The 25,733-nt window shown below is 50.9% G+C and carries 23 protein-coding genes; 12 read left to right on the forward strand and 11 right to left on the reverse strand.

The window, feature by feature from the left end:
- Nucleotides 1-6: 6 nt before the first annotated feature.
- Genes AC3WQT_RS24920 through AC3WQT_RS24935 form a run of 4 tightly spaced genes read right to left on the reverse strand, consistent with a single transcriptional unit; the run spans nucleotide 7 to nucleotide 3,906 of the window.
- Entirely contained in the window at nucleotides 7-1,143 is a 1,137-nt protein-coding gene (locus AC3WQT_RS24920) for an alginate O-acetyltransferase AlgX-related protein (RefSeq protein ID WP_492708102.1), read from the reverse strand.
- A gap of 9 nt (nucleotides 1,144-1,152) precedes the next feature.
- The gene (locus tag AC3WQT_RS24925) at nucleotides 1,153-2,535 is read right to left on the reverse strand and encodes an MBOAT family O-acyltransferase (RefSeq protein ID WP_492708104.1); all 1,383 of its coding nucleotides are present in this window, start codon (nucleotides 2,533-2,535) and stop codon (nucleotides 1,153-1,155) included.
- 35 nt (nucleotides 2,536-2,570) lie between these two features.
- Nucleotides 2,571-3,227: an alginate O-acetyltransferase AlgF gene (locus AC3WQT_RS24930; protein WP_492708105.1), complete on the reverse strand. Its 657-nt coding sequence runs from the start codon at nucleotides 3,225-3,227 to the stop codon at nucleotides 2,571-2,573.
- Between the two features lie 19 nt (nucleotides 3,228-3,246).
- On the reverse strand, nucleotides 3,247-3,906 hold the full coding sequence (locus tag AC3WQT_RS24935) for an SGNH/GDSL hydrolase family protein (protein ID WP_492708107.1): 660 nt from the start codon (nucleotides 3,904-3,906) through the stop codon (nucleotides 3,247-3,249).
- A 510-nt stretch (nucleotides 3,907-4,416) separates the two neighbouring features.
- Between AC3WQT_RS24935 and argF the strand changes: the two genes are divergently transcribed.
- The 3 genes from argF (at nucleotide 4,417) to ppnP (ending at nucleotide 7,307) form a co-directional block, all read left to right on the forward strand.
- Nucleotides 4,417-5,331: an ornithine carbamoyltransferase gene (gene argF, locus AC3WQT_RS24940; protein WP_492708109.1), complete on the forward strand. Its 915-nt coding sequence runs from the start codon at nucleotides 4,417-4,419 to the stop codon at nucleotides 5,329-5,331.
- Between the two features lie 356 nt (nucleotides 5,332-5,687).
- Nucleotides 5,688-6,920, forward strand: a complete 1,233-nt coding sequence (locus AC3WQT_RS24945) for an argininosuccinate synthase (protein WP_110257440.1) — start codon at nucleotides 5,688-5,690, stop codon at nucleotides 6,918-6,920.
- A 72-nt stretch (nucleotides 6,921-6,992) separates the two neighbouring features.
- Nucleotides 6,993-7,307, forward strand: coding sequence for a pyrimidine/purine nucleoside phosphorylase (ppnP, locus tag AC3WQT_RS24950; protein ID WP_110257441.1), 315 nt, complete (start codon nucleotides 6,993-6,995; stop codon nucleotides 7,305-7,307).
- 43 nt (nucleotides 7,308-7,350) lie between these two features.
- On the opposite strand, the gene AC3WQT_RS24955 is transcribed toward ppnP, so the two are convergent.
- Nucleotides 7,351-8,361, reverse strand: coding sequence for a helix-turn-helix transcriptional regulator (locus tag AC3WQT_RS24955; RefSeq protein ID WP_492708112.1), 1,011 nt, complete (start codon nucleotides 8,359-8,361; stop codon nucleotides 7,351-7,353).
- Nucleotides 8,362-8,472: 111 nt separating this feature from the next.
- Here AC3WQT_RS24955 and AC3WQT_RS24960 point away from each other — a divergent pair, with 111 nt between their 5' ends.
- Nucleotides 8,473-9,066 carry a hypothetical protein gene (locus tag AC3WQT_RS24960; RefSeq protein ID WP_492708114.1) on the forward strand — a complete coding sequence of 198 codons (594 nt, stop codon included), beginning with the start codon at nucleotides 8,473-8,475 and terminating at the stop codon, nucleotides 9,064-9,066.
- A 105-nt stretch (nucleotides 9,067-9,171) separates the two neighbouring features.
- Here AC3WQT_RS24960 and AC3WQT_RS24965 read toward each other — a convergent pair whose 3' ends face one another.
- On the reverse strand, nucleotides 9,172-9,570 hold the full coding sequence (locus AC3WQT_RS24965) for a glutaredoxin family protein (RefSeq protein ID WP_492708116.1): 399 nt from the start codon (nucleotides 9,568-9,570) through the stop codon (nucleotides 9,172-9,174).
- Nucleotides 9,571-9,860: 290 nt separating this feature from the next.
- Here AC3WQT_RS24965 and AC3WQT_RS24970 point away from each other — a divergent pair, with 290 nt between their 5' ends.
- Nucleotides 9,861-10,055: a hypothetical protein gene (locus AC3WQT_RS24970; protein WP_492708118.1), complete on the forward strand. Its 195-nt coding sequence runs from the start codon at nucleotides 9,861-9,863 to the stop codon at nucleotides 10,053-10,055.
- 270 nt (nucleotides 10,056-10,325) lie between these two features.
- On the opposite strand, the gene AC3WQT_RS24975 is transcribed toward AC3WQT_RS24970, so the two are convergent.
- The 3 genes from AC3WQT_RS24975 to AC3WQT_RS24985 all read right to left on the reverse strand — a co-directional run bounded on the left by AC3WQT_RS24975 (nucleotide 10,326) and on the right by AC3WQT_RS24985 (nucleotide 12,027).
- Nucleotides 10,326-10,850 carry a GFA family protein gene (locus AC3WQT_RS24975; RefSeq protein WP_492708120.1) on the reverse strand — a complete coding sequence of 175 codons (525 nt, stop codon included), beginning with the start codon at nucleotides 10,848-10,850 and terminating at the stop codon, nucleotides 10,326-10,328.
- A 73-nt stretch (nucleotides 10,851-10,923) separates the two neighbouring features.
- Nucleotides 10,924-11,082 (reverse strand): DUF3096 domain-containing protein, encoded by a 159-nt coding sequence (locus AC3WQT_RS24980; protein ID WP_162040668.1) that lies wholly within the window; start codon nucleotides 11,080-11,082, stop codon nucleotides 10,924-10,926.
- Nucleotides 11,083-11,235: 153 nt separating this feature from the next.
- Nucleotides 11,236-12,027: a substrate-binding periplasmic protein gene (locus AC3WQT_RS24985; protein ID WP_492708122.1), complete on the reverse strand. Its 792-nt coding sequence runs from the start codon at nucleotides 12,025-12,027 to the stop codon at nucleotides 11,236-11,238.
- A 346-nt stretch (nucleotides 12,028-12,373) separates the two neighbouring features.
- Between AC3WQT_RS24985 and AC3WQT_RS24990 the strand changes: the two genes are divergently transcribed.
- Nucleotides 12,374-12,997, forward strand: coding sequence for a glycoside hydrolase family 25 protein (locus tag AC3WQT_RS24990; protein WP_492708124.1), 624 nt, complete (start codon nucleotides 12,374-12,376; stop codon nucleotides 12,995-12,997).
- A 593-nt stretch (nucleotides 12,998-13,590) separates the two neighbouring features.
- Here the strand turns inward: AC3WQT_RS24990 and AC3WQT_RS24995 are convergent.
- Nucleotides 13,591-14,574 (reverse strand): helix-turn-helix transcriptional regulator, encoded by a 984-nt coding sequence (locus AC3WQT_RS24995; protein ID WP_492708125.1) that lies wholly within the window; start codon nucleotides 14,572-14,574, stop codon nucleotides 13,591-13,593.
- 146 nt (nucleotides 14,575-14,720) lie between these two features.
- On the opposite strand from AC3WQT_RS24995, the gene AC3WQT_RS25000 reads away from it, so the two are divergent.
- A complete protein-coding gene (locus tag AC3WQT_RS25000; protein WP_492708127.1) occupies nucleotides 14,721-15,377 on the forward strand; it encodes a glutathione S-transferase family protein in 657 nt (218 codons plus the stop codon).
- Between the two features lie 64 nt (nucleotides 15,378-15,441).
- On the opposite strand, the gene AC3WQT_RS25005 is transcribed toward AC3WQT_RS25000, so the two are convergent.
- A complete protein-coding gene (locus tag AC3WQT_RS25005) occupies nucleotides 15,442-15,699 on the reverse strand; it encodes a hypothetical protein (protein ID WP_492708129.1) in 258 nt (85 codons plus the stop codon).
- Nucleotides 15,700-16,196: 497 nt separating this feature from the next.
- On the opposite strand from AC3WQT_RS25005, the gene AC3WQT_RS25010 reads away from it, so the two are divergent.
- The 5 genes from AC3WQT_RS25010 to AC3WQT_RS25030 are packed head-to-tail and all read left to right on the forward strand — an operon-like array spanning nucleotide 16,197 to nucleotide 25,729.
- Complete coding sequence (locus AC3WQT_RS25010) at nucleotides 16,197-17,789, forward strand: DUF2138 family protein (RefSeq protein ID WP_492708131.1); 1,593 nt, start codon at nucleotides 16,197-16,199, stop codon at nucleotides 17,787-17,789.
- Entirely contained in the window at nucleotides 17,786-18,523 is a 738-nt protein-coding gene (locus AC3WQT_RS25015) for a DUF1175 family protein (RefSeq protein ID WP_492708133.1), read from the forward strand. Before AC3WQT_RS25010 ends, AC3WQT_RS25015 begins: the two co-directional genes overlap by 4 nt.
- Before the next feature lie 9 nt (nucleotides 18,524-18,532).
- Nucleotides 18,533-23,200, forward strand: coding sequence for an alpha-2-macroglobulin family protein (locus AC3WQT_RS25020; protein ID WP_492708135.1), 4,668 nt, complete (start codon nucleotides 18,533-18,535; stop codon nucleotides 23,198-23,200).
- The gene (locus AC3WQT_RS25025; protein ID WP_492708137.1) at nucleotides 23,178-24,953 is read left to right on the forward strand and encodes a DUF2300 domain-containing protein; all 1,776 of its coding nucleotides are present in this window, start codon (nucleotides 23,178-23,180) and stop codon (nucleotides 24,951-24,953) included. The genes AC3WQT_RS25020 and AC3WQT_RS25025 overlap by 23 nt, the downstream gene beginning before the upstream one ends.
- Nucleotides 24,950-25,729, forward strand: a complete 780-nt coding sequence (locus AC3WQT_RS25030; protein ID WP_492708139.1) for a YfaP family protein — start codon at nucleotides 24,950-24,952, stop codon at nucleotides 25,727-25,729. The genes AC3WQT_RS25025 and AC3WQT_RS25030 overlap by 4 nt, the downstream gene beginning before the upstream one ends.
- Nucleotides 25,730-25,733 lie beyond the last annotated feature (4 nt).

Genomic DNA, 25,733 nt, shown 5'->3' on the forward strand with positions numbered 1-25,733 from the left:
TCGGGATTATGACTTAAAAGTCTCCAGCCATTTTTTTTCTGATGCCGTCAACGTTTTTTGCAGCATGCGTTCTGGCACTTCCCAAACCACGACTTTAGGTGGTTGGGTTTTGAATTCTTTACTGTTCAGATAAGCGTAAGCTGCACCATCAAAATCACCACCATCCTTGGCCAGATTAGCGACCGGAGCACCGAGATGCTGGCTCAGGAAAGGAACGAAATTCGCTGCGCGGCTGAACGATGTGCCAACCAATGCCACGGTTGGCAAGCCTGCATCACCAAACAAATCATCACTGGCGACTGCTACGGGGGCAACCTTGCTGACCTGGGTGACTTCTGTGGCAGGGCGCATCCATGCAGGCAAGCCTTCAAGATTGGAGACACGCATCAAGTCACCAGAACGCTCGGTCGTATTGCTTTGTATGGCTCTGGGGTCAGGTGCTACTGCCGGTCTCTCGACCAACTTCAAAGATTGCAGGCGATCTGCCAGGGTCGTCGCTGCGACGTTGGCACCGCGCTCGTTCCAGTGAGAATCACTGCGATAATAACGCTCGCCCGTCAAGGCTGACAGCGCCGGTGCAAAGTTCAGCACTTCGACTTTATTATTTGCCAGTGTGCTGACCCAGTCATTCAAACGATCGGCAAATCCTGCAGGGCGATGCAAGCCGCATAAATGGTTTTCTTCTATGCGGGTTTTATCAGGTACTACGGCAACCACCAGTTTGATACCGCGCATTTGCAGGTCTGCGGCAGTCTGGGTGATAATCCTGGCCCTGGCGGCTGCATTCTCCGCAGCATGTGCATAAGGTGTCAGTTCATCTGACAGGAACAACCAACCGTCGCAGCCACGACGTACAGAAGCACCGGTGTCACCAGCTATAGTCCACGTCACGCCACGCTCAATTTTTGCAAACGGTTTGCTTAACAGGAAGTGCTCATTCAACTGGGTTGAAAACTGCCGTGTTGCCTCACCATCCAGTAGTCGGCTAATCTTACCCATGCCCTCCCATTTTTCTTCTGGCACATCGCGTAACGACGTCTGGGTAACGGCAAAACCACCCAACATGATGACGCTAAAAGCAGCGACAGGGATAAAGCGTGTCCAGCCTGCTTTTTTGGGATCAAAACTAAAACACTCACTCATGATGATCTCCTAAAACTGGAAATACAGGAAGGGAATCGCTTTTTGCCCGGCCAGAACCACGACGGCGTAAGCAAAAGTCAGCACTGGCCAGGTCATGCTCCAGCCAGCAAAACCCAGGCCGCCCTGCTTACCTATTTTGGTAGCGGGATAGACAACGCAGATCAGGCCAAGCACAAAGGTCAGGAGAATGCTGGGGCGCAACGCCTGGGCAATCGCGTCGCCCATGGCAACACCATGCAAGCCAAACTGACCAGCCCAGATATCAGTGGCAGTGGCAAAACTCTCTGCACGGAACACTGTCCATGCCAGCATGACGACAAACAAGGTCAAGGTCCGCGACAAGTAATCAGGCATGGACAAACCACGCTGGGTAAACGCACGGTCGCAGCAAAGGGCCGTGCCCTGGATAATGCCCCAGATCAGGTAGTTCCAGTTCTCGCCGCCGTGCCAGAGGCCACCTATGGCCATGGTCAGCAAAAGATTGATGTAAGTGCGGGCTGAGCCACCACGATTACCACCCAGGCTGATGTACAGGTAATCACGCAGCCATGACGATAAAGTCATGTGCCAGCGCCGCCAGAAATCCTGTATCGATACGGCCAGGTAAGGATTATTGAAATTTTCCTGGAAGTCAAAACCCAGCATCAAGCCCAGACCTATGGCCATGGCGCTATAACCGGCAAAGTCAAAATACAGTTGCAGAGTATAGGCGGCACAAGCAGTCCAGGCATCGATCAAACTGGGATTATGCAAACCAAATCCCAGGGTGACGATGGGTGACAAAGTGTCGGCAATCAGGACCTTCATTGAGAAGCCAACCATGAAACGGCGCACACCGGCAGCAAACTTGTCGATGGAAAAAACACGTTCACGCAATTCGGTGTCGATGACCTTGTAGCGTACAATCGGGCCAGCAATCAAATGCGGGAACATGGCCATATAGGCACTGAAAGAAATAATGCTGTATTGCGCATCGACAGTTTTGCGGCGCACATCAACAATATAAGAAATCGCATGCAAGACCGTGAAGGACAAGCCTATCGGCAGCATCAGGTTTTCCCACGGTATGGTGGGCATGTCGCGGCCAGTCAGGATGGTATTGAGCGAATACACCAGCATATTGGTGTATTTGTACCACACCAGCGAAGACAGATTAAGGACGATGGCAATCACCATCAAACGGGTTTTGCGTTGTTCGTTCTGGCTTTTGTCTATCAGTATTGCTGCGCCCCATGCAAGCACCGTCAAAGCAATGATCAGCAATAAGAACTTGGGAGTCCACCATGCATAAAACAGCCAGCTGCCGACCAATAAAGTATGGTTACGAAAACGCTGGGGCGTGACGAGATAAAGCGCAAAAAATAAAGGGAGGAAGAGTGTAAGGAACTCCAAAGACGCAAATACCATAGCCAGAACCCGTATTCAGATCAGGACGTACTGTCGCGTACAAAGAAAGTCTGGCGCGCTTTTTTGCCAGGCATGAGAACCACGCTATAACGTTCACCTGGTTGTAGCTGACCCAGGTCCACAGTTTTGCCAGCATCCTTGGCATCGCATATCGCCTGAGTTTTCAGGCTGATGGGGTTAACCAGGCGACGCTGAAGACTGGCTGGTTTAACAGCTTCCAGTATTGCTGTATTTTTTTCTGCCACATTCAAACCGGCGGCACTGCAAGTGCTGTCCAGATTGAGCAAGGCAACAGAGGCTTTACTGGCATTGAAATCCGTAGGCGAGTCTTTGACTACCACTGTTGCTATGCCGGTGCCGCTACTGACAATGGCGATAGTGACAAATTCGCCTGGTTTGGCGACAACTTCCACCGCTGTTTTTGCGCTGCCGACTTGCACATTGGCAGCCAGTTTGGCACCTGCCTTGACTGGATAAAAACGGGAAACCCTGCCATCACCCTGAGCAGCCAAAGCCACTTTGGCTGCTCCATTGACCACACTGGCTTTATCTTCGCTCGCATTGAGGAACCTGACAAAGGATGAATCCTGGGCAGGCCCGGTTTCATACAAAGGGTTGTCAGCATGCGCTGCCAGAGTCAAGGCTGAAGTCAGGCAAGCAAAGATAAGCTTTTTCATGAGTGGTCAGAGTCCGTAATTATTTTTTAATGTTTTGCAAAACCGCAGGAGAAGAGATGGCATTGCCAATTGCAGCGCCCCAGGCTTTGTAACCAGCCAGATCAAAATGCTGGCCATCAGACGATGCCCATTCGCCCGGTTTGGACATGGTCAGGGAATCAATATATGTACAGGGAGCGACGATCTCGGACAAATAACCTGACATTTCTTTTGCGCGGGCAAAGGTCTTGTTGAACTTGCCGCCTTCAGTACCCCATGCCGGGCCGACCCATACGCAGCCTACTGCATTGTTTTTGACGCCTTTGGTCAGGCGCGACACTTGCTGCCAGATCCAGGTCTTGGGTAATTCAGGCGCAGCATACGAAGCCATGGTGTCGCCATTGACCACCACAACCAGATTAGGTTTGTAGGTTTTCACCAGTTCATTGAAAGGACGGGTCATGGCATCCTGACCAGTTTTTACTTCTACCGGACCATCCTTGAAGCGTGTAGCACCACCGCAAGGTGATTGACTCTTCACCATCCAGTCACCAGCTGCAACACCGCAGGCACCAAAGGAATACACCACAGCACCCTTGCTCATCAAGTCGTCATGCAATGTAGTAATCAGGTAGTCTGGAGTGGACATGTGACTATCGCCAATAATCAGGACGGTCAGTCCGGCTAGCAGTGCGCTCATATTTTGTTCACCTTACAAATTCATTTTAAAAATATTCGCTTTTTTGCATGTCATCTTTTAAACCGACACACTGGCGAATTCCAGTTTTGGATTTTGCATTTATTAACACTTGGTTGCATTTGCTTACAATTTACTGCGAATGTCGCCCAACCTCGGCGCTTATCACTCATATTTATGCAAATACAGCAATGAAATCTAGTTTAAACAAACCAATATGAAATTCCAGCTAGTTGACGAAAGTTCACAAATGCAATTTTCTCAGGGAAACTTTGAATAAATTGCAATATCCCGACAATTAAAAGTCCGGCACGTCCAAACTGACACAAATAATGCTAAGCTTAGGCTGGGCAATAATTAGAAGTCCGGCAGCTTCATTGGCAGGCAAATCCCAAGTAAAAAGGGTCAAACCTGCCTGCTCCCAGAATTTAATATGGGAAGCCCCGATTAATCCCTTATAATTAAGCAGTTATGACAAGCGGCGGCAAGCTTAACTTGCTGCCCGTTTTATTTATGGCTATCAAACATTTCCTGCAGTTTTCCGATTTCTCCCTGTCCGAGTTTGAATACGTGATGCAGCGTGCCCGCATCATCAAACAGCGCTTCAAGGCTTATCAGACCTATCACCCGTTACTGGATAGAACTCTGGTCATGGTGTTCGAAAAAAATTCCACCCGTACCCGATTGTCATTTGAAGCAGGCATGCATCAATTGGGCGGCGCTGCGATTTACCTCAATACCCGTGACAGCCAATTGGGCCGTGGCGAGCCGGTAGAAGACGCAGGCCAGGTCATGTCACGCATGTGTGACATCATCATGATCCGCACCTTTGAACAGGAAATGATAGAGCGCTTTGCCGCAAACTCGCGCGTGCCCGTCATCAATGGCCTGACCAATCAGCATCACCCCTGCCAGGTACTGGCCGATGTGTTTACTTATATAGAGCACCGTGGTTCCATCACGGGTAAAAAAGTGGCCTGGATAGGTGACGCCAACAATATGTTGTACTCCTGGTTGCAGGCAGCTCAGGTATTCAATTTCCATCTGCATATCTCCACGCCCAAGGGCTATGACATGGACATGTCTCAGGTGACGGCAGATAAATCGCAATACACGGTATTTGACAGCCCATCTGACGCCTGCGCAGGTGTTGATCTCGTCAATACTGATGTCTGGACGAGCATGGGTTACGAAGATGAAAACCAGGCTCGCCTGAAAGCCTTTGATGGCTGGATAGTCGATGAAGCCAAGATGGCACGCGCCCATCCTGACGCCCTGTTCATGCACTGCCTGCCCGCGCACCGTGGCGAAGAAGTATCTGCCGGTGTGATAGATGGCCCGCAATCAGTAGTTTGGGACGAAGCCGAAAACCGCCTGCACGTGCAAAAAGCCTTGCTCGAATATTTGGTAGTTGGTGAAATCCGCTGATACGGTAAATTTTTGGAAAAGACCTCTCAGCACAGAGACACAGAGGAAAAACCAGAGAAAATCTTGTTGAAAGACGATTACTCTTTAATCAGTTAAACCTGTGCGTATGAATTGTTGTCTCTGCTAAATCGTATTTGTATTGGAAAGGCAAGATCAAATAAATCTCTACCATCGAAGTAAAGAGGCTGAAAATTATGATGTTTTTCCTCATACTTTTCTCTGTGATGTAGCAGTGCATTCGAATGGCATGCCATTCGAATGCGAAACGGAAGATTCCTACCAGAATCTTCTCCTTCCTCTTGCATCTGTGGTGATCTTTTCGGTCTTCCCTTATTATTTATTTTTGAAAGCACATCATGAGCGATACTAAAAAAGTCGTCCTCGCCTATTCAGGCGGTCTGGATACCTCAGTCATTTTGAAATGGCTGCAAGATAATTATCAGTGCGAAATCGTCACTTTCACTGCCGATCTGGGCCAGGGTGAAGAGCTGGAACCGGCACGCGCCAAAGCCATCAAGTTTGGTATCAAGCCTGAAAATATTTTTATCGATGATGTGCGCGAAGAATTCGTGCGCGACTTCGTTTTCCCTATGTTCCGCGCCAATACGGTGTATGAAGGTGAATACCTGCTGGGTACCTCCATCGCCCGTCCATTGATCGCCAAACGCCTCATCGAAATCGCCAAAGAAACTGGTGCGGACACCATTTCCCACGGCGCGACTGGCAAGGGTAACGACCAGGTGCGTTTCGAGCTGGGCGCCTATGCGCTGATGCCAGGCATCAAGATCATTGCCCCGTGGCGCGAATGGGATTTGCTGTCCCGTGAAAAACTGATGAAATATGCTGAAGATGCAGGCATAGAAATCGACCAGAAGCATAAAAATGGTGGCGCGCCCTACTCCATGGATGCCAACCTGTTGCACATCAGCTTTGAAGGTCGCCACCTGGAAAACCCAAGTGCAGAAGCCGAAGAATCCATGTGGCGCTGGACTGTCAGCCCTGAAGCCGCACCAGACCAGCCAGAATACCTGGATGTAGAATTTGAGCGCGGTGACATCGTCGCCCTGAATGGTGTACGCATGTCGCCAGCAACCGTGCTGACAGAATTAAACCGCCTCGGTGGCAAGCACGGCATAGGCCGTCTGGACCTGGTTGAAAACCGTTATGTCGGCATGAAATCCCGCGGCTGCTATGAAACGCCGGGCGGCACCATCATGCTGCGTGCCCACCGCGCCATTGAATCCATCACCCTGGACCGTGAAGTCGCCCATCTGAAAGATGACCTGATGCCACGTTACGCCAGCCTGATTTATAACGGCTACTGGTGGGCACCAGAGCGCGTCGCGCTGCAAACCCTGATTGACCATACCCAACACACAGTCAATGGCTGGGTACGCCTGAAGCTGTACAAGGGCAATGTCATCACGGTATCGCGCGATTCCAAAACCGATTCGCTGTTCGACATGAACATCGCAACCTTTGATGAAGATGGCGGCGCCTACAACCAGGCCGACGCTGGTGGCTTCATCAAACTGAATGCATTGCGCATGCGTATTGCAGCCAATGCCCGCGCAAAACGCGGTCAGTAATCACCAGAGTTTATTATCCCCAACGACCCGCCCATTGATTTGCGCGGGTCGTTTTTTCTTGGAATCTAAAAAATGTCTACCCAATTTGATCAAGTCAGCGTCGTTAAAAAAGCCAATCTGTATTTCGATGGCAAATGCGTATCCCACACGGTTTTGTTTGCCGATGGCAGCAAAAAAACCATAGGCGTCATCTTCCCGTCCAGCCTGGTGTTCAATACTGCTGCAGCCGAGATCATGGAACTGAATGCGGGCAAATGCCGCATCCGCCTTAAAGGCGAAACTGAATGGAATACCTACGAAGCTGGCCAGCAATTCAATGTACCGGCCAATTCAACTTTTGATATTGAAACTATTGAGACGCTGGATTACGTTTGCCATTTTATTTAAGCTAAGCTAGCAGGCATTGATATCTACAGCCTGCTTCTGTCAGTTACTCCTGGCAAGCTGCATCACCATTTAATTGATAGCACTGCCAGGCTAATTCCCGCAAACGCTGGCGTAGTGCCAGCGGCGCGATAACTTCCAGCTCCGGCCCTATTCCCAATAGCATTTGCGCCGCATGTTCTATGGTTTCTATGGGCAAATTGATGGTTTGCCAGGGCGCATCTGATTCTGGAGTAATTGAAGTATCACGCTGATTCTCTACCGCTTGCGCAGCAAAGACCCCCAGCTTGGCTATCCTGTCCAGGCCCGTAGCTGAAACACGCAGATGTGCATTGTTTGATCTCAGTTCCGCTTCAAACCTTGCTGTCGCTTCATTCCAGAAATCTGGCAAGTCAAAGTCATCAGGTCTGTCAAAATTTTCATCCTGCACTTGCATGTCGGTGATATGCACAACTTTGAAGATGCGGATTTTTTTAGGGCTACTGGCACGGCTCTGGCTATTCGCCACCAAGTACCAGGCACCTGCCTTGAGAACCAGACCCAAGGGTTCCATTTGCCATTGACGCAAGCCAGACCAGCTTTCATAACTGGTCTGCAATTTCTGCTGCGCCAATACGGCGCGGGCAATGCGCGGTAACTCAATGGCGCTTTGTTCACTGCGGTACCAGTCATTGGTATCGAGGTGAAAACAATCAGCGATGCGGCGCGAGCCTTCGCGCAAACTGGGCGGCAATGATGCCATGAGCTTGCGGCTGGCACGCGTGGCAGCATTTCCCAAGCCCAGCGCAATCGCAGGCCCTGGCAGGCCTATCATGAACAGGGCTTCTGCTTCGTCATTTTCCAGGCCGGTAAACTGGCTGCGATAACCTGCCATCAGTTGAAAACCGCCATGTGGCCCACGATCACTTTGTACCGGTATACCAGCCGCGCTGAGTTCATCGATATCACGATAGATCGTACGTACTGAGACTTCAAACTCTGCCGCCAGTGCTTCGGCAGCCACTCTGCCGCGCAATTGCAGCAAGATCAGGATGGAAAGCAAACGACTGGCACGCATAATTGATAACCCTTGAATAATTCATGACATTCTTTGTCATGAATTGCAGCCTATCATGGCTACGCTTTTCAGAACAAGCTCAATTCACAAGCTCAATCAAGGAGATACGCCATGAGCGCAACAAGCCACGATCCGCAAAGAAGAATCTTGCTGCAAACCGCAGCAGGTATCGCAGTCAGTCAATTAGCTGCCAATGAAGCGGCAGCCGCAACAGAAAGCAAAAAACCTATGGACAAGAAACAGCACAATGGCAAGCCGGGAGAGTTTGATTTTCTTAGCGGCTCATGGAAGATCGGTCACAAGCGTTTGAAAAACCGTGCTACCAAAGAATGGGATGTATTTGAAGGCGAAGCCACTTGCTGGAGCATACTGGGCGGTGTCGTCAGCGTTGAAGAACTGCGTATACCGGCACGTAACTTCAGCGGGATGGGCTTGCGCATGCTGGATGTTGAAAACAAGCAATGGTCAGACTTTTGGGTAAATGGGCGCGCAGGCGTGCTTACGCCGCCCGGTGTCATCGGCGGTTTTGAGAATGGTGTCGGCTTATTTGTTTCAGACGAAGAAGAGGAAGGCAAACCCATTAAAGTGCGCGGCATCTGGGACAATATCTCGGCCACGACTTGCCGCTGGCAACAGGCAGCTTCCCGCGATGATGGAAAAACCTGGGAAGACAACTGGATCATGGATTGGGTGCGCATGAGCTAAGCCCAGGATTCAACCAGCTAGCGAATGGCTTGCTAACGGCTATCTATATGCAGCGGGGCGGCGGGCGGCAATGCTCACCCCGCCGCGCTCATGCCCTTTAAAGCATCAATGAATCTTTTCCAGAGCTGAATCCAGCACCTCCGGATTGAAACCACGAATCTGACGGTTACCGACCAAAATCATGGGCACCATTTCGCCCTTCAGTTGCTTGAAATCTTGTCTGGCTTTTTCAGATTCGTTAATGTCCATTTTCAAGAAAGCGATATTTTTTGCTTTCAGGTATTCCTGAGTCTTGGCGCAATATGGGCAAGTTGCCGTTGCATACAGCACAACTTTCGTTTTGGCGTCAGGGAAATAAGTGCTGTAGTCACCCTCGATATAAGCGGGAGTCAGCCAGCGTGGGACGTTCGCCGCAGCCAGCCCTACAGCCAAACCGGCAGCAAGTATCAAAATATAAGAAGCTATTGATTTCATTCTCTGTTTTAGCATTTTTCCATCTTTCATCGATTGGTCAACTACTTTGCAGCATGAGTGTCACTAACAAGTTTTAATGAGGAGTTTCAATAACAAGCAAACAAATATGAGCTGAAATACTGGCTGAAATGCAGTCCAGATTTCATCGCAAATAGTAGTGAACAATATTCCGCCCAAGCAAACATTGTCAATATAAATATTAAATAAGTATATTCAATAAATACATATTGACTTGATGACATCGTTTAAATAATATCAATGGATTGAGATTACTCTCAATACCACGGCATTTGACTTTCAAACAACCTTAGGAGTCAGTAATGAGCAAAATGAAAAAAGCATTGTTTACATTTTTTGTTGGCGTTGGTATTTCTTTCGGTTTCGCAGGCAGTGCATCTGCCCTGATCCCATGTGAGGCTTGCATTGCCTGGTATGAGGAATGCCAGAATGGCAACCAAGATTCTTGTACCCTGTTCCATAAACCGATCTATCGCTGTGCCTGGTGCGTAGTTTAAGATCAGCTCTGATCAAGGTACAAAAATAATCAAGCAGCCTGGTGCTTGCGACGGTGCGCAAGCCAGGCTGCTCTGCAAGATTTTCAATCTCCCGCAAGTCTGCAGTCCATACATCCAATAGGATTGGCACTAGCGACACTCGTCATTACAGCGACAGCAAACAGTGCATCTGTATGCTCGCTTTTAAAATTGCCTTTGACAGGCAAGGGTATCAATGCAATTACTGGGAATAGCCTGCCACCAATCAAATTGCCCCTGGCAGTAACGGTACTAACCAGCCCCTAAGATTTTCCTGGCCTGGTAAGCCTCAATTTGCGGCAATAATACTGCTCTTCGCTCAAGACTGGCTGCGGACCAATATAAGTCTCTGTCATAGTATTGAGCCATCACAGGCACCCCTCCGGCCAGATTGACCCAGGGCTGTTTTGATTCAGTATAAATATGAATATCTGGAGGCAAATAATCTGGCTGATCCAGTGTCCCTACCCTTACGAAACGCAGTAGCGGGCCGGCACCAGCATAATTACTCCAGATAGCGACGCGGCATGTCGGGCAACGGGCAAATAGCTGGCCCTTGCCGCTTGCTGATGGCGTATCCACCATTTCTGGCTCGCCCCCAAGATTTTGTATGCGGTCAGCTTCTATCACTGCGTTCAGGGCAAAGGCAGTACCACTTTCGCGCTGGCACCAGCGGCAATGGCAGCAATGCACGATCAGTGGTGCAGTAAGCATGCGATAGCGCAGTTGACCGCAATCACAAGCGCCTTCGAGTGGATAAATCGATGCAACTGTCATCTTGAGTATCCTTTGTGTCGTCTGCCTTTGCCTGATCAGGTTGCGAATTCTGTTCAAATATGACAGTCGTTACTTACAAATGCAAACCAAAACGCCCCAGGCCCAAAATGCCTATCAGGCCAATGGCAATCAGATACAGTGCCACGATGAAGCTGACCAGTTTGGGTTTGATCAGTATACAGATGCCTGCAACGAGTGCAAGGATGGGCATGAGGGACAGGTGTATGTTCATGTATAGCTATTCTATGGTTATTGAAAAGGTGGCGATGCATGGCGGTCTTGCTCGTCATGCATGCCATATAGTTCCACAGAGTCACGGGATGTTCAAGCCTCAAGCACCTCGTTTTTACTCCGCCTTTAACCAGGCAGAAAAATCCTGTCGCTATTATTTGCTCAGCACCTCCTCCACTATTTTCTGTATCTCTCCTGATTTTTTCATATCGGTCAAAATCTGGTTCAGTGCACGGGAAAAATCAGCCTTATAGGGATAACGTCCATTGTCACGACTGGTGTATCCCAAATAAGCCAGTTCCTGATTGATGACCGCTGCTTCGACGATGGTCTGGCTGGTATCGGCATACACGCCATCGGCCTTGATGCGTTCCATCTCCCATAAAATGGACAGGCGGTCATTGACATAACAGTCTATGCGACCGAGTAAAAGTTTGAGTATATTGGAGCGGTTACTGGGGGCCTGGTCTTCAAACATCTTGCCATCCTTGACGGCTTTTTTATATTTGTCGCCACCAATATTAAATCCCGCGTTGACGCCAACTTTCAAACCGTGAAAATCATCTGGCCATGCTGCCGGATGCTTTCTGCCTTTCATGGAATTTTCACTGCAAAAAGCCACTACCTGCTCAGTCAGGACGGGTTCAGAATTAGTAATATAAGGACGTTCCAGAGGGCGGTTATAGGGCGGAAACAAGGCCAGCCCTTGGCCGGTTTCCATCAGCATGAGCCCGCGCTTCCAGGACACTGGCTTGATTTGCACCTTATAAGCTGGCATGCGTTCAAAAGCTTTACTGAAGATGGCAGGATAAATGCCCTTGGCTTCACCATTCTCCTTGTATGAGTATGGCGGATAGGATTCATCAGCATAAATGCTGACTTCAATAATATCTGCTGCAGATGCTGGCAAGCCCAGAGCAAACAACATGAGCAATAAGGCTTTCATGATCTGGTCCCTCATCTTTAATGGAAACTCTTCTTGTACATTTTCTCTGAGAATCTGTTTGCGATCTGTAGCGAGCGTGCGTCAGCGGGGTCGGGGTAACAAAAACGCAGCACAAAAAGCGGAATGTACTTAAGTACATGAGCATTTTGCGCAGCACATGAACCCCGATCACGCTCGCGCTTAAGATCGGAAGCAGGTTCTGATAAGTCTAGGCAGCAAGAACAGCACATTCAAGACAAAGATCAAAGGGCAGCTATGAAAAATAGCTTGTTTTTACATAAATCACAATATTCCTGTTATCTTATTGCCTAGCTATTTCATCTAGAATTTATCAGTGGAGAAAAGTATGGCGACCAACACCACCGTGCAAGGAATTGATGTGTCCCATTATCAGGGCGCAGTCAACTGGGCTTCAGTCAAAAATGCCGGAATAGGCTTTGCCTTTGCCAAGGCCACAGATGGTAATACCTATACTGACCCTCAGTTCAAGACCAATTGGGCAGGCATGAAGGCAGCAGGATTATTGCGTGGGGCTTATCACTTTTATGAAAGCAACGACGACCCGGTGACCCAGGCGAATAATTTCATCAAGGCAGTAGGCAGCCTTGCAGTTGGTGACTTGCCCCCGGTTATTGATATTGAGATCAACAAAGGTAATTTTGGTACTGCGACGCTGGCCGCCAATGTACAAATATGGCTCAACACAGTAGAACAGGCATTGGGCCGTACGCCGATGATTTATACCGGCCCGTCTTTCTGGAACCAGAACATGAACAATAGCTTTTCCAGATATGCGCTGTGGATTGCACAGTATGGTGCGTCACAGCCAACCATACCGACTGGCTGGAGTAAATGGACATTCTGGCAAAATTCAGAATCTGGTAGCGTAGCTGGCATTACAGGAAGTGTAGATACCGATATCTTTGCGGGCTCCATGGCTGACCTGCTGGCTTTTGCCGCGCATAAATAAATTACTGCAAATTTCACAGCTTGAGCCAGATTGAATTGTCTGACGCAATTATTTAAATCCATTTATTTGAATTCATTTCTTTGAATTCATTTGCTCACACTCATTTATTAGAACTCATTCCAAAATAAGAATGAGTTCAACATATTCTTAAAACCCTCATATCACTTACCCTCTGAATAACTGACAACTGTGCTACTCGATGACAGCGGATTAAAAAACTGAGTCTCTAGCCATAACTCCTGAACCTTATGCCCCTGGTCAGCAATTGCATGCGGCATCAGTAATACTGATTGAAAAGACTGATCGTTGACCCGATGACCATTAGCATGAAAACGGCAAGTTCAACGAGCTTTAAACTTTCCCACCAGCATCACCTTCAAGCAAACGCATGAAGAGAATCCCATAAAAGCCACAACAAAATCATTTTATCGACATTTTATCGATAAAATGTATATAATTAATTCGAGATTTGATTTTTTCATTTTTTTGACTGAGGAGAGCGAGGTTTACTCTCCAAGGCTTAAGGTATTCCTCTCCAAAGGTGTTCGCCCACAACTGGCAACGGTTGTGGGCTTTTTTTGTTTGTTCTGGATTTATAAGGACTGACTAACCGCCTTGCTATAGATCGCCGCCATTTTCGCGACGTGTTCCCTCACCTTGCTTAGCAACTCGGGCGGCTCAAGCACTTCAGCATCTTCGCCAAAACGCAAGATCTCGGCACAAGCCATCATCAGGGAACCGACAGGCATGGTCGCCCTGCACCAGCCGTCCTCGTCAAGTTCACTGGCCAATTGCATTTCAGAAAAAACATAGGGAGACAGAAAGTGCTCCCTGAATTTCACCCCTCTTGGTGACAGGCGCACGGTTGCCATATTCCTGTGCATGTCCTGCTCCAGACGCTGGGTAGATTTACGCCAGTAGGCTGCCAGATCGAAGGGCGCCGGTCTCTCAAAGCGCTGTTCGAGAACGGATAGTTCCAGCATGCGTGAGATTCTGTACGTACGTGGGTTGTCGTCCACCTGCCCCACCAGATACCAGGATCCACTCTTCATGACCAGACCCAGTGGTTCAACGATACGCTCCTTGACACCTTTCCAGCTCTGGTAGCGTATCTGTATGCGCTTTTGTTCCCAAACTGCATCTGCTACCTTGGGTAAATGCAGGGGTTGCTCTGACTGTCCAAACCAGGCAGGCGCATCAAGATGAAAGCGTGAGCGCATTTGCTGCGCCCCTTCGCGCAAGGAAGCTGGCATGGCTGACAGCAATTTGTTTTGTGCTGCCATCATGACTGAACCCAGCCCCATATCGGTTGCAGCCCCCGCCAGCCCGCTCATGAACAGCGCTTCAGCCTCCTTGGCCGACAAGCCATTCAATTGCGTGCGATAACCATCCAGCAAGCGATAACCACCACCTGAACCACGTTCGCTATAAATGGGGATACCGGCCTCACTCATGGCATCAATATCACGATAAATCGTGCGCAGATTGACCGCACATTCATCAGCCAGTTCAGGTGCAGTAGCAAAACCGCGTGCTTGCAGGATAGTCAGGATGGAGATGAGTCGGCTGGCGCGCATGGCTGGGAAAATTCTCGTTTTTTGCACTAAGCTTAAATATTAATAAATATTATACCAACCTGACAAAAGATGTCAGGTATGGAGGCATATTCTTATATCAACGGCCAGGCAATTCCGCCACCGCGATAAAAATGAAAGGTCTTATCATGAGCAATACGGACAACATCACCCTGTTCTATTCCCCACAAACACGCGCTACTGGTGCTCTGGTCTTGCTGGAAGAATTGGGTGCGCCTTATCAATTGCATGTCTTGAATATGAAGGCTGGTGAGCAAAGACAAAGCGCCTACCTGGCTATCAACCCCATGGGAAAAGTCCCTGCGGTACAGCATCGCGGTGAGCTGATCACGGAGCAGGTTGCAGTCTTTTTATACCTGGCAGATCTGTTCCCTCAGGCTGGTTTGACACCGGCACTGGGTAGCCAGTTGCGCGGCCCCTATCTGCGCTGGATGGCGTACTATGCGGCCTGCTATGAGCCGGCACTGGTCGACAAGTTTGCACAACATCCGCCAGCAGCGCCATCCATGTGTCCCTACGGTGATTTTGACACCATGCTGGGCATCATCAAGGCGCAACTGGAAAAAGGCCCGTATTTATTGGGCGAGCAATTCACGGCAGCGGATGTACTCTGGGGTAATGCCTTGCGCTGGGGCACCATGTTCAAGCTGGTGCCTGAATCCCCAGTCGTCATGAGTTATATTGAACGTGTCTGCAGTCGTCCTGCATTTGTCAAAGTCGGTGCCATCGATGCTGCCTGGGCGGCAGAACATGAGCGCATCGTCAGTGAAACCAAGCCTGCCTGAGCTACTGCAAGGAAATAAAAATATCAGCCCGGACATTGATCCGGGCTGTGTGGCAGGATTTGCTTCAGGAATCTTTTGCCTTGCTTTGATTGGCAGCAATGTCTCGTAAAACGTCTGCCCCGACTTTACCCATGGACTGCATTCTTTTCGATCCCCAGATTAGCAAGGCTCCCATAGCAAAACAGCTTAAGCCTACCGGCGGGAAAATCAATAAAGGCACACCTAGTATAACTATGCCCCAACCGGCAAACTTGATAACCTTGGCAGCCAGACCGAGATTAGCTTCCTGCATCTCAGCCAATTTATTGAAACCGTCACTCATAGATCACTCCTGTACAGTTTAATGCCAGCTTGCATTTAAATATCATGTGCGCCCTATGCTGGCATGAAATATCGTGCGCATCATCGTTATTCGTCCCAACCCGGCATTTTTTTCAAAGCGGGAAAATATTTTTAAGCCTGACCTGATCCTCAGTTATTAAAGGAATAGGCAAATTAAAAGTCACGACAAGCTATCGCGCAGATCACAAGAAGACTAAGCATTGCGCAATTATCCCTAAGGAAGTAACCGGCCAATTTCACAGTTTTTATTTTCCACTCAAGAAGACTACTCTGCAAAAAAATACCAGCTTAAATACGATAAAAATTTATTGCAACAAAATAAATTTATTTTATTATACGTGACACAATTACCAATTCAAGTTTTGACCAGCACACTTACAGAAAATTACCAAATAGGCAGCGGCAAACGATTGTCTTGCAAGCCTGCTTTGGATAGTATCCGTGCAATAAAAAAGCCATACCCCTGAGGGAGAATTCATGCGTCGTATTTGGATCGTCACCGGTACTGTTGTTACAGTTGCCGCTGCTGCTGTTGCCTACCAGTTGAGCAAGCACTGGAAGGATTACCACTATGTTGGCACCCGCCTCATGGTGGATATCTCACAACCGGATGCCTTGATACGCACCAGCAGTCTATCCAGACTGCCGCGTGATTTGCTGCAAGTGCCGATAGCCAAAGATGTGCTGACTGAAGACCTGGCCTTCTATTATGAACAGAATGAAGACCGCCTTGGTTTGAACGGCGCCGTCAAACGCATTGCCTACGAGCATGACCTCGATTGGCAAGACAAGCTATATGCCAGTATTTTCAATGAACCGGCAGAAGTTGCTTTCTGGCGCGATGGCAAAGGTGCCTTGCGTCACTATGCTGTGGTCATGCGCATGGGCCTGCTCAACAAAGCCCTGCAAGAAGCCGCCAAAGTGGCATTGAAGGATGGGCAGCTCAAACTGGCAGGCGAGATCAGTACCAGCAATGGCAAAGCCCAGATCATGGCACTGGAAGTCAATCCACGCCGCACCTTGCTACTAATCAGCCAGGGTGATCGCGTAGTGGTGCTGTCTGATCCCGGTCTGTTGTTCGATGGTAGTAACAGCATCGTAACGGAAGCGCGTGCAGCTGTTGCCAAGTGGCTTGAACATGATGGCGCGCTATCGCTGCAATTTGATCTGGATAATATCGCCCCTGCGCCAGCTCAAGCTGCTGGAACGGCAAAACATACGATGGCGATAGGTGCACCGACCATGGCCCTGGGTTACGGCGCTTTTGTATCCGGCTTCAAGGGCATGCGCTTTGACTTCGGCGGCAACTGGTCAACCTCGGTCTGGCTGGACTCCAAAAAAACTTCTTCAGCACAGTTGCTTGACCCTGCCCTGTGGACTGCGGCACCGGCAAACCCCAGCGCATGCATCACCGTGCCAATTGACTGGAGCATGGTCAATACCGTCTTGAAACAAGCAGATGCCAAGCCCAAATTGCCAGATCAGGCACTGGCACCACTGTCCGGCCCTGGCCTGGCTTGCTGGTATCGCGAATCGAATCTGTATTCCCCAGTATTCATCACCAAACTGCCACTGAACACTGCCAACCGCGATGCCACCTTGCAAGCCATGGCGAGCTGGGCGATTGCCAGCGGTGAACAAGCAGCACCAGGCAAAGGCACGACCAAAGCCAGGCCTGATCAGAAACTGTGGCGCAATACCAAGAGCATGGCTACGCTGGCCGCCAGCGGCGACTTTGTGGTGTTTTCACCTAATGGTGGCCTGGTAGAAAAAGTGGTTGATACCATCGCCCGCAGCAACCCCAGCGTGGCTGACCAGACATCTGGCGCGCAAAGCACTTTGGGTCTGATTACACCACGCCCCTTGTCGGAAATGGCGCAACGAGAAATCTACGCTGCCCTGGCAAAACCTGAAGATGCCAATTTCCTCGAAGCGGCAAAAACCCATCTCCCTGCCCGCATGAAGGCCCTGGCCACTTACCCTCCTATCCGTCTGGAACTGAGCAAGGCCCAGGCCAGTGGCAAAGCCTGGCAAAAAGTTGAATGGATCAGCAAGGAGAAATCCAATTGAAACGCCGGCATGTATTGACTGGCATGCTCGCCGCCGGCACGATGCTGGGCTGGCACAGGCTGGCGCTGGCCAACAAAGTCACGTCGCCGGTTGTGCCATTGCCTGCTGCCAATGCAAGCAATGCTAATAAAACTGGAACAAGCACTGCACCTGTCGTCACTGCCACACCAACATTGACACCAGCCCAGTCGCGCAGTTGCCGCGCCTGGATGACACGCATCATTGCTGCCCAGTTGACTGCAGGCCCGACACCACGCTGGCAGCAGCGTGATTGCGTAGGCCTCGTGCGTTTTGCGGTGGCAGAGTCCCTGCGCGAGCATGATGAAAAATGGAAGCGTGCGAATGGCATGCTGGGCACGGCCCTGCCGCCAGAAATCGATCTTGATCAAAGTACGCAATCAGTGCGCCACCAATGGCGCCTCGCTGACGGTACTCTCTCGGCCTATGTCAGTGCCATAGAAATGGTGCAGGAGAATGCCAGGTTTCGCGGTAAGGACTGCAATCTGGCAGCCCCTGGCGACCTGCTGTTCTTCGATCAGGGCGATGCCCAGCATCTGATGGTGTGGATGAACTCTTTCATCGCCTATCACACTGGCACGGTCACACCAAGTGACAATGGTCTGCGCGCCGTCAAGTTGCGCGACTTGCAAGCCTGGCGCGATACGCGCTGGCACCCTACCCAAGATAATCCCAATTTTGCTGGCGTGTATCGCCTCAATTTCTTGTCCGCCTGAAAGCGCCCAATGAAAGCTACATTCAAACAATCCCGTTATTTCACTTTATTGACGGCACTGTGTGCCTTGTTACTGTTCATGCCTGCAATAGCGCAGGATGGCGGTGGCGGCTCGTCTTTCTTCCTGCTCAGTGATGCAGCTTATGGTTCTGGCGATACTGCCATGGTGCGGCTGGAAGCCCAGGACATGGGGCAGATTTCCGAACTCGGTGGTGTTGACGTCTACGTCTACAAGGTCAAAGACCCGCTGGAATTTTTGAAGGCGCAAAAGAATTTGCATCGCATTGATGCCAAAGGCAATTACAAAGGCAAAGGCGTGTCTGATGCGCTGGCGCGTACCTGGGACAATTGGTGGGATGCCTCACGCCGCATGTGGCGCAAGCTGTTTTCATCGGATGCCAGAAAAGCCGTGACTTCGCAAGCACCGGAAGTACGCCTGCACCCGCTGGTCAAAGCACCCACACCGCAGCAAATGAACCCGCTGTACCAGCCGCTGAAGGCGCATACCCTGGTTGATAGCTTCCGTTACCCTGTGCATATCGCCCAGCCTATACAGCCACCTAAAGGCGTCAAACTGGATGGCAGCAGCAGTGAATTCATCACCTCGCCAAAAGGTAATGTACTGATACCACTGGGTAAAAAAGAACCTGGGCTGTATCTGGTAGAAGCCATGGTTGGCAGCTATCGCGCTGTGACCCTGGTATTTGTATCTGACTCTATCGCTGTCACCAAGGTATCGAGCAAACAAATGCTGGTCTGGGTGGCTGACCGCCGCACCAGTCAGGCTGTGGCAGATGCAAAAACAGTGTGGACAGATGGCGCAGGTATCCTGAGTACAGGCGCGACAGATGCGAGCGGCATCGTCAATTTTGAACGTGATGCACCAGAAAAAACTTATGTCTATGGTGAAGACAGCAAAGGCGGCGTCTTCGTCGCAGAAAATTATTACTACGATAGTGAAATCTATAACACCAAGCTGTACGCAGTGACTGACCGCCCTCTGTACCGCCCTGGTGAAACTGTATATGTGAAATTTTTGGGCCGTACTTTTGTGTCTGCCCGTGAATCCACAGCCATCACCGCAGGTGAATTGAAATTGCAGGTATTTGATGCGAATGGCTTTCCGGTAGCAGCACAGACCCTGCAAATGACACCGCAGTCTGGTGGTGATACGGTATTCCAGTTGCCTGATAATGCCGTGGCAGGTGGTTATGAACTGCGTTTCAGCTACAAGGGCAATAGTTATGGCGCTGCTTTCCGTGTGGCTGAATACCAGAAGCCGCATTTTGAAATCAATGTCATGCCCGGCAAAAAGGATTACAAAACCAATGAAGAAATCAAGGGCAAGCTGCAACTGGTCTATCCCGATGGCAAACCTGTCGTCAATGCCAAGGCAGACTTGACTGTACGCGCCCAACGCCTGACTATTGTTGAAGGTGATCTGGGTTACGCAGGCCAGTTCCCGGTACAGATGAGCACAACGACATTTACGACCGACAGCAACGGTTTCGTTGAATTCAAACTGCCAGCAGCAACTGAACCCAGCCGCTATATTTTGTCGGTGCTGGCAACTGATGGCGCTGCTTACCGCGTACGTTCTACCAAGGAAATACTGGTGGAGCGTAGCGCTGGCACCTATAGCCTGAAGGCTGACCGTGCATTCTCCGCAGTCGGTGAAAACATGAACTTCACCATGACTGCCCTGCCTGTGCCGGGCAATACTGTGAGCACAGTCAGTGCCCCGGCAACATGGGATTGGGTAAGACTGGAAAACCAAAAGAAATCCAACGGCAAGCTGGCCAACGCCAGCAAATTGACACTGGCTTTTGCTGAACCTGGTACCTATACCCTGTCCGTACGTGATGCAGCAGGCAATATCCTGGGTGCGACTTCGCATTATGTCAGTGGTGCTGGCGTCAGTGCGCCTCAGGGCTCGATAGAAATGGTGTTTGACAAGACCAGCTACAAGCCAGGTGAAACTGCCAGTGCGCTGATCACCTTCCCGCAGCAAGTCGATCAGGCATTGTTTACCCTGGAGCGTGACAAGGTAGAAAAAACCGCCTTGATGAGCAATGCCAGTGGCTGGCTCAGCGCCAAGCGTCTGTCACCTATGCAATGGAAGGTAGAACTGCCTGTGCAGGATACCTATGGCCCTAACATCACCCTGTCGGTGGTGTATGTCAAAGGCGCTGATTATGTGTTCCAGAACCTGGGTTTGAAAGTTGAGCAGCCACGCATCAATGTCGCTGTCAAAGCCGACAAGGCCGTCTATGCACCTGGCGACAAAGTCACGCTGGACCTGACCGCCATGGTGGATGGCAAACCAGCCGCAGGCAGCCAACTCACAGTGGGCGTGGTTGATGAAATGATTTATGTGTTGCAACCTGAAATTGCACCAGATATTTCTGACTTTTTCTACCACCCGCGCCGCAATAATGTGCGCACTTCTGCCAGCCTGAGCTTTATCGCCTATGACCTGGCCGTGCCACCATCCAAGCTGGCCTTGCCAGCCAACGGGCAAACCCATGAGCGCGCCATCAAGGTATTGGAAAGACCACGTCGTGAAGACAAGGACACCGCCCTGTGGCAACCGAATGTCACCACTGACGCTACAGGCCGCGCCCGTTTGACCTTCACCATGCCTGATTCGCTGACACGCTGGCGCATTACCGTGCGTGCGACCGAAGCTGGCGGTAATGTAGGCCAGAACATCGCCTATGTACGCTCAGACAAAGATTTCTATGTAAAATGGACCAGCCCGAACTGGATGCGTGTGCAGGATGCACCGAATGCCAGCATTGCCATCTTCAATCAGGGCAACCAGGATGCCAGTGCCAACCTGAACATCACGGGTTCCGGCGTCAACAAGCAAGAAAGCCTGAAACTGAAACCTGGTGCGAATTTTATCTCCGTGCCTTTGAAAGCCAATGGCCTGGATAACAAGATAGACCTGTCACTGGCTGTAGGCGGCAAGACTGTTGATGCGCTGAATGTGCCCTTGAAAGTTATTCCTGTGCATTGGCTAAGCCAGCGCTCGGTCAGTATGCCTGTGACTGGCAAGGAAACAGTCTTGAAACTGCCGCCAGATGCCAGCAACCTGCAATTGCAATTTGCTGACAGTGCCAGCACCCAGTTCCGCCGTTTGATGGATGATTTGATCGATTACCCATATGGCTGCGTTGAGCAGACTTCCAGCCGTCTCATCCCTTACAGCCTGGCCTTGCAATCAACCTTGCCTAGTGAAGAAAGACTGGCAGCACAATTAACGCAAAGACTGTATAGCTACCGCTTCCGCCTGGCGCAAATGGCCGGGCCAAACGCGACTTTTGGCTGGTGGAGTGTGCCAGAAAAAGATGGCGATGCCCTGCTGACCACCTATGCCTACTATGCCGACTGGCATGCCAGCCGCGCCTTGAAACTGTCACTGCCAGAAGGCCATTTTGACCGCCTGAATGATGTCTACCGCAAGGATGGCGTCAAGCAATCACATTGGCAGCGCGCTCTGATGTTGTACTGGATGCAAGATATGGGCTTGCCGGTAAAATCCATGGCCGAAGCCCTCAGTGAAGAGCTGGGTGCCAAAGGTGCGTTTGCGAAACCTGTCGTGATCACCCCGCGCTCAGGCATGAACAGCATGATCTTTGCCAACAAGGATGATGATGTACAACATGCCATGAGCACCTTGCTGGCTGCCTATGTGGTACAGCAAAGCAAAGGTAATCTGACAGGCATTACCGTTACGACCTTGCCAGAAGCAGCAGCCCGTGTACACCAGGCTGACCTGCCTTTGGGTGAAGCCTTGCTGATACTGACTGGTAAACGTCCTGCCAGCGATGCTGCTGCTGTGCTGGAACGCGTCAGGTCAGAGTCGCCTACCATAGACCGCGCCCTGAGCCTGCTGTGGACTTACCGCGCCCTGGGTGGCAAGTCTGGCAGCAATGATCCTCTGCTGCGCAATAACATGGCCAAGGTAGAACTCGAAGCTGGCTGGCAAGCGCGCGAAACTGTCACAGGTCAAAGCGTCTATCGCTGGAATACTACCGCAGCTACACCAACACCAACTGTCATCAAAATGGCTTCTAACCCAAGCGCAGGCATGATGGCAATTGCCCAGTTCGACAGCCGTGAACCAGAAAAATCCAGCCTGTCTGTGAAAGTGGAACGCCGTATTTATCGTCTGGTACCAGAAGCGCTACCAGCGCCGAGCAGTGCCAGCAAGCCTGCTGTCAACCCGGCTACTGGCGCACCTGTGCAACCAGTCGCAGGCAAGGCTGGCTTCAAGCTGGAATTGTTGGGTGACGGTGCAGCACTGAAGACAGATGAAGTCTATCTCGATGAAGTGGTACTGACCCGTACCTCTGGCCCAGAACTGAACTTTGGCATTGTTGAAGTACCTTTGCCACCAGGTACCTCGGCAGACCGCTCTACCTGGGGTATCAGCCTGCGCTACCCTGGCGGCAAAGATATGGAAGCGATGGAACGTGCACGCTACGAACAAACACCACGCGGTTATGCCGTACCGGTGGATGCTCTGGACGGCCAGGTCGTAATACGTCACCTGGTTCGCGCAGCACAAACCGGCAAGTTCGCCCTGCCGCCTGCACGCTACTACCGCATGTATCAGCCAGACCAGAAAGCCTTTGAGGACAAGCCACGTGCGTTTATGGAAATCCGCTGATCCTGCCCGCAAAGCGATCAGCACCATCATGCTTGCCAGCGCGACCGTAGTCACGCTGGCTGCGTCTGCGCAAGTTGCTCATGCTGCAGCAGATACAGCCAGCACGGCCACCATCGCCTGGCTGCGTGATGGCCAGGTGGAAATGCGATCCCTGAACTCTCAGGACAACAAGACCATAGATCAAAAGATACCCCTGGGTAGCTTGTGGAAGTTATTTGTCTACGCCTACCTGCAAGACAATCATGTGCAGGAAGCTGCTTATACATGCACAGCAAAAAAAGATTTGCGCAAGAATGTGCGTGAAGAACAAGAGAAAAACGAAGACCTGTATTGCTGTGAACCCGGTGAGCAGGTAGAACGCGACTCTGCCCTGGCGCGCTCCTGCGCCCCTTATTTTTCACCAGCGCGCCTGAGCATCAATGACAAGGCATGGAAAAGCTACTGGCAAACCCGCAGTGACGCCAACTGGCTGCAACGCACAGCGCAACTGCAGCCCGACACCCAGATCAGCGTAAAAGTACTATTGGAAACCCTGAGCAAGTTTTCTCCACATGCTCGTTCAACTGCCCGTACTGCCTTGCTGGAAACCGCAGTGCAAGGCTATGGCCGCGAAGCCTGGGCACAACTGGGTACAGGCATACGTTACAAAACCTATTCCTGGCATTTGCCGGACAACAGCGCCTTTGGTGGTGCAGCAGGCTGGCTGGCAGATGGCACGCCATTCTGGTTTGGCGCGCGTGGCTCAAGCCGTTCTACTCTCACGACCTGGGCCAGAGCATTGGCAACTACCCTGCCCACACCTCGCTGGACAAGCATCAATAATGCCGAGAATGCTGGTGACGAGGCGCATTGCGTGGATGTGGACTTTTTTGCGCGCTATCCCTTGCGCGATGTATTGTCTGCATCTGCAACAAGTGTTCCTGCACGTGCAGGAACACTGTCCGGCAAATACAGGCTGCAATTCACCAACGGCAATAGCCTGGACATCAACAGCAATGGCAGCCTGACGCTGCAACGCTCTCCAGGCATGGCTCCGCAAATCACAGGTCGCGTCGGCATCAACGACTATGTCGCCCGCGTCATAGACCGTGAGGGCGATGCCAATAACATACAAGTTGCCCGCAGTCTGGCGATTGCAGCCCGCAGCTACCTGATACAGAACGCCACCCTTGATCATGGCTGCTGGCGCATTGCCGATAGCACGACCCGCCAGCGTGTCAGTGCCAATGCGCCCACCGACGCTGCCCTGGCTGCCGCCTGGTTCACTGATGACCTGATACTGCAAGGGGCAAACGTGCGTTATCACAATGACAGTGCTGGTACCAACCGCATGTCATTGAAAGATGCAACAAAGCAGGCCAGCCAGGGCTGGAATTTTGAACGCATTCTGGCTACCAGTTATCCACAAGCCAATATCGCCAGCTTCAATGGCAAATCCGATTGCAAGCCGTTGGCCGCAGCACAAACCTGGCTGACAAGCACCAGTGCCAGCAGCAAATGGCAAAGCATCTTGCGTCGAGAACCCGGTTTTGAGCATCCAGATACACCACCTGCGATCTGCTTGCTGGCAAGTGGCAACCCCTATTCTGACCAGAAACGCATGCGTATCTACGCCCGCGGCTGGCGCAGCCTGGACGAGCGCATCACCCTCGCCCATGAATACCTGCATCTGGCTTTACGATTTCATCCGAACGGCGCCAATGAAGACTATGTAGAAAAACTGGCACGCCGTCTCATAGAAGGAACAACATGATCAAGTTTCACCCTAAGCGACTCATTATTTGCACGGTCAGCAGCCTGCTTGCTGCCATGTCTTGCACTGCGATGGCAGACACCACAATAGAGCTGCCACGTGGCGGCTGGCGCAATAGTGGCGGTGAGGCAGCAGGCTTTAAACAACCTGTGCACTACCCTGCATCCTCAGTCAATGCCGAAGGCCAGAATGAAATGGCACTCATTAAAGGTCGCATCAGTACCAACAACAAGAAAAAACCAGGCAAGCTCATCGTCAATGGTGCAGCCATGCCCTTGTCCATAGGTGAAGGTGGTGAGTTTTCCCGTCCTTACTCATTCAGCTCAGGCTCCAATAATGTAGAAGTACGTAGCCCCGATGGCAGTGATGTCAGGCGTGTGCAGTTTTTCGATACCAATACCAGCCGCCCGAATGCACGCCTGCGTGTAGTCTTATCGTGGGACAGCGACGGCACTGACCTTGACTTGCATGTGGTCTCACCTGATGGCCAGCACGTATTCTATGGTAACCGTGTCGTGCAAAACGGCGGCGCACTGGATGTCGATGTCACCACCGGTTATGGGCCAGAAATCTATGCCAATACTGCGCCCCCCAAAGGTAGCTATCATGTCTACGTGAATTATTACGGCAGCGGCGGCGATGAAAAAAACCTGACCATCGCCAGGGTTGCCATCATCAGCCAGGAAGGTACGCTGTCAGAAAAACAGCAAAGCTTTCAGGTGCCATTGCGCAAACCCGGTGAACTGACCCTGGTTAAATCCTTTACCTATCCATGATGAT

The organism is Undibacterium sp. FW305-107, from assembly GCF_058788535.1.

Coding starts and splice junctions, on each gene's coding strand:
- AC3WQT_RS24920 (WP_492708102.1), bottom strand. CDS start 1,143: ATGAGTGAGTGTTTTAGTTTTGATCCCAAAAAAGCAGGCTGGACACGC.
- AC3WQT_RS24930 (WP_492708105.1), bottom strand. CDS start 3,227: ATGAAAAAGCTTATCTTTGCTTGCCTGACTTCAGCCTTGACTCTGGCA.
- AC3WQT_RS24935 (WP_492708107.1), bottom strand. CDS start 3,906: ATGAGCGCACTGCTAGCCGGACTGACCGTCCTGATTATTGGCGATAGT.
- argF (WP_492708109.1), top strand. CDS start 4,417: ATGGCTATCAAACATTTCCTGCAGTTTTCCGATTTCTCCCTGTCCGAG.
- AC3WQT_RS24945 (WP_110257440.1), top strand. CDS start 5,688: ATGAGCGATACTAAAAAAGTCGTCCTCGCCTATTCAGGCGGTCTGGAT.
- ppnP (WP_110257441.1), top strand. CDS start 6,993: ATGTCTACCCAATTTGATCAAGTCAGCGTCGTTAAAAAAGCCAATCTG.
- AC3WQT_RS24955 (WP_492708112.1), bottom strand. CDS start 8,361: ATGCGTGCCAGTCGTTTGCTTTCCATCCTGATCTTGCTGCAATTGCGC.
- AC3WQT_RS24960 (WP_492708114.1), top strand. CDS start 8,473: ATGAGCGCAACAAGCCACGATCCGCAAAGAAGAATCTTGCTGCAAACC.
- AC3WQT_RS24965 (WP_492708116.1), bottom strand. CDS start 9,570: ATGAAAGATGGAAAAATGCTAAAACAGAGAATGAAATCAATAGCTTCT.
- AC3WQT_RS24970 (WP_492708118.1), top strand. CDS start 9,861: ATGAGCAAAATGAAAAAAGCATTGTTTACATTTTTTGTTGGCGTTGGT.
- AC3WQT_RS24975 (WP_492708120.1), bottom strand. CDS start 10,850: ATGACAGTTGCATCGATTTATCCACTCGAAGGCGCTTGTGATTGCGGT.
- AC3WQT_RS24980 (WP_162040668.1), bottom strand. CDS start 11,082: ATGAACATACACCTGTCCCTCATGCCCATCCTTGCACTCGTTGCAGGC.
- AC3WQT_RS24985 (WP_492708122.1), bottom strand. CDS start 12,027: ATGAAAGCCTTATTGCTCATGTTGTTTGCTCTGGGCTTGCCAGCATCT.
- AC3WQT_RS24990 (WP_492708124.1), top strand. CDS start 12,374: ATGGCGACCAACACCACCGTGCAAGGAATTGATGTGTCCCATTATCAG.
- AC3WQT_RS24995 (WP_492708125.1), bottom strand. CDS start 14,574: ATGCGCGCCAGCCGACTCATCTCCATCCTGACTATCCTGCAAGCACGC.
- AC3WQT_RS25000 (WP_492708127.1), top strand. CDS start 14,721: ATGAGCAATACGGACAACATCACCCTGTTCTATTCCCCACAAACACGC.
- AC3WQT_RS25005 (WP_492708129.1), bottom strand. CDS start 15,699: ATGAGTGACGGTTTCAATAAATTGGCTGAGATGCAGGAAGCTAATCTC.
- AC3WQT_RS25010 (WP_492708131.1), top strand. CDS start 16,197: ATGCGTCGTATTTGGATCGTCACCGGTACTGTTGTTACAGTTGCCGCT.
- AC3WQT_RS25020 (WP_492708135.1), top strand. CDS start 18,533: ATGAAAGCTACATTCAAACAATCCCGTTATTTCACTTTATTGACGGCA.
- AC3WQT_RS25030 (WP_492708139.1), top strand. CDS start 24,950: ATGATCAAGTTTCACCCTAAGCGACTCATTATTTGCACGGTCAGCAGC.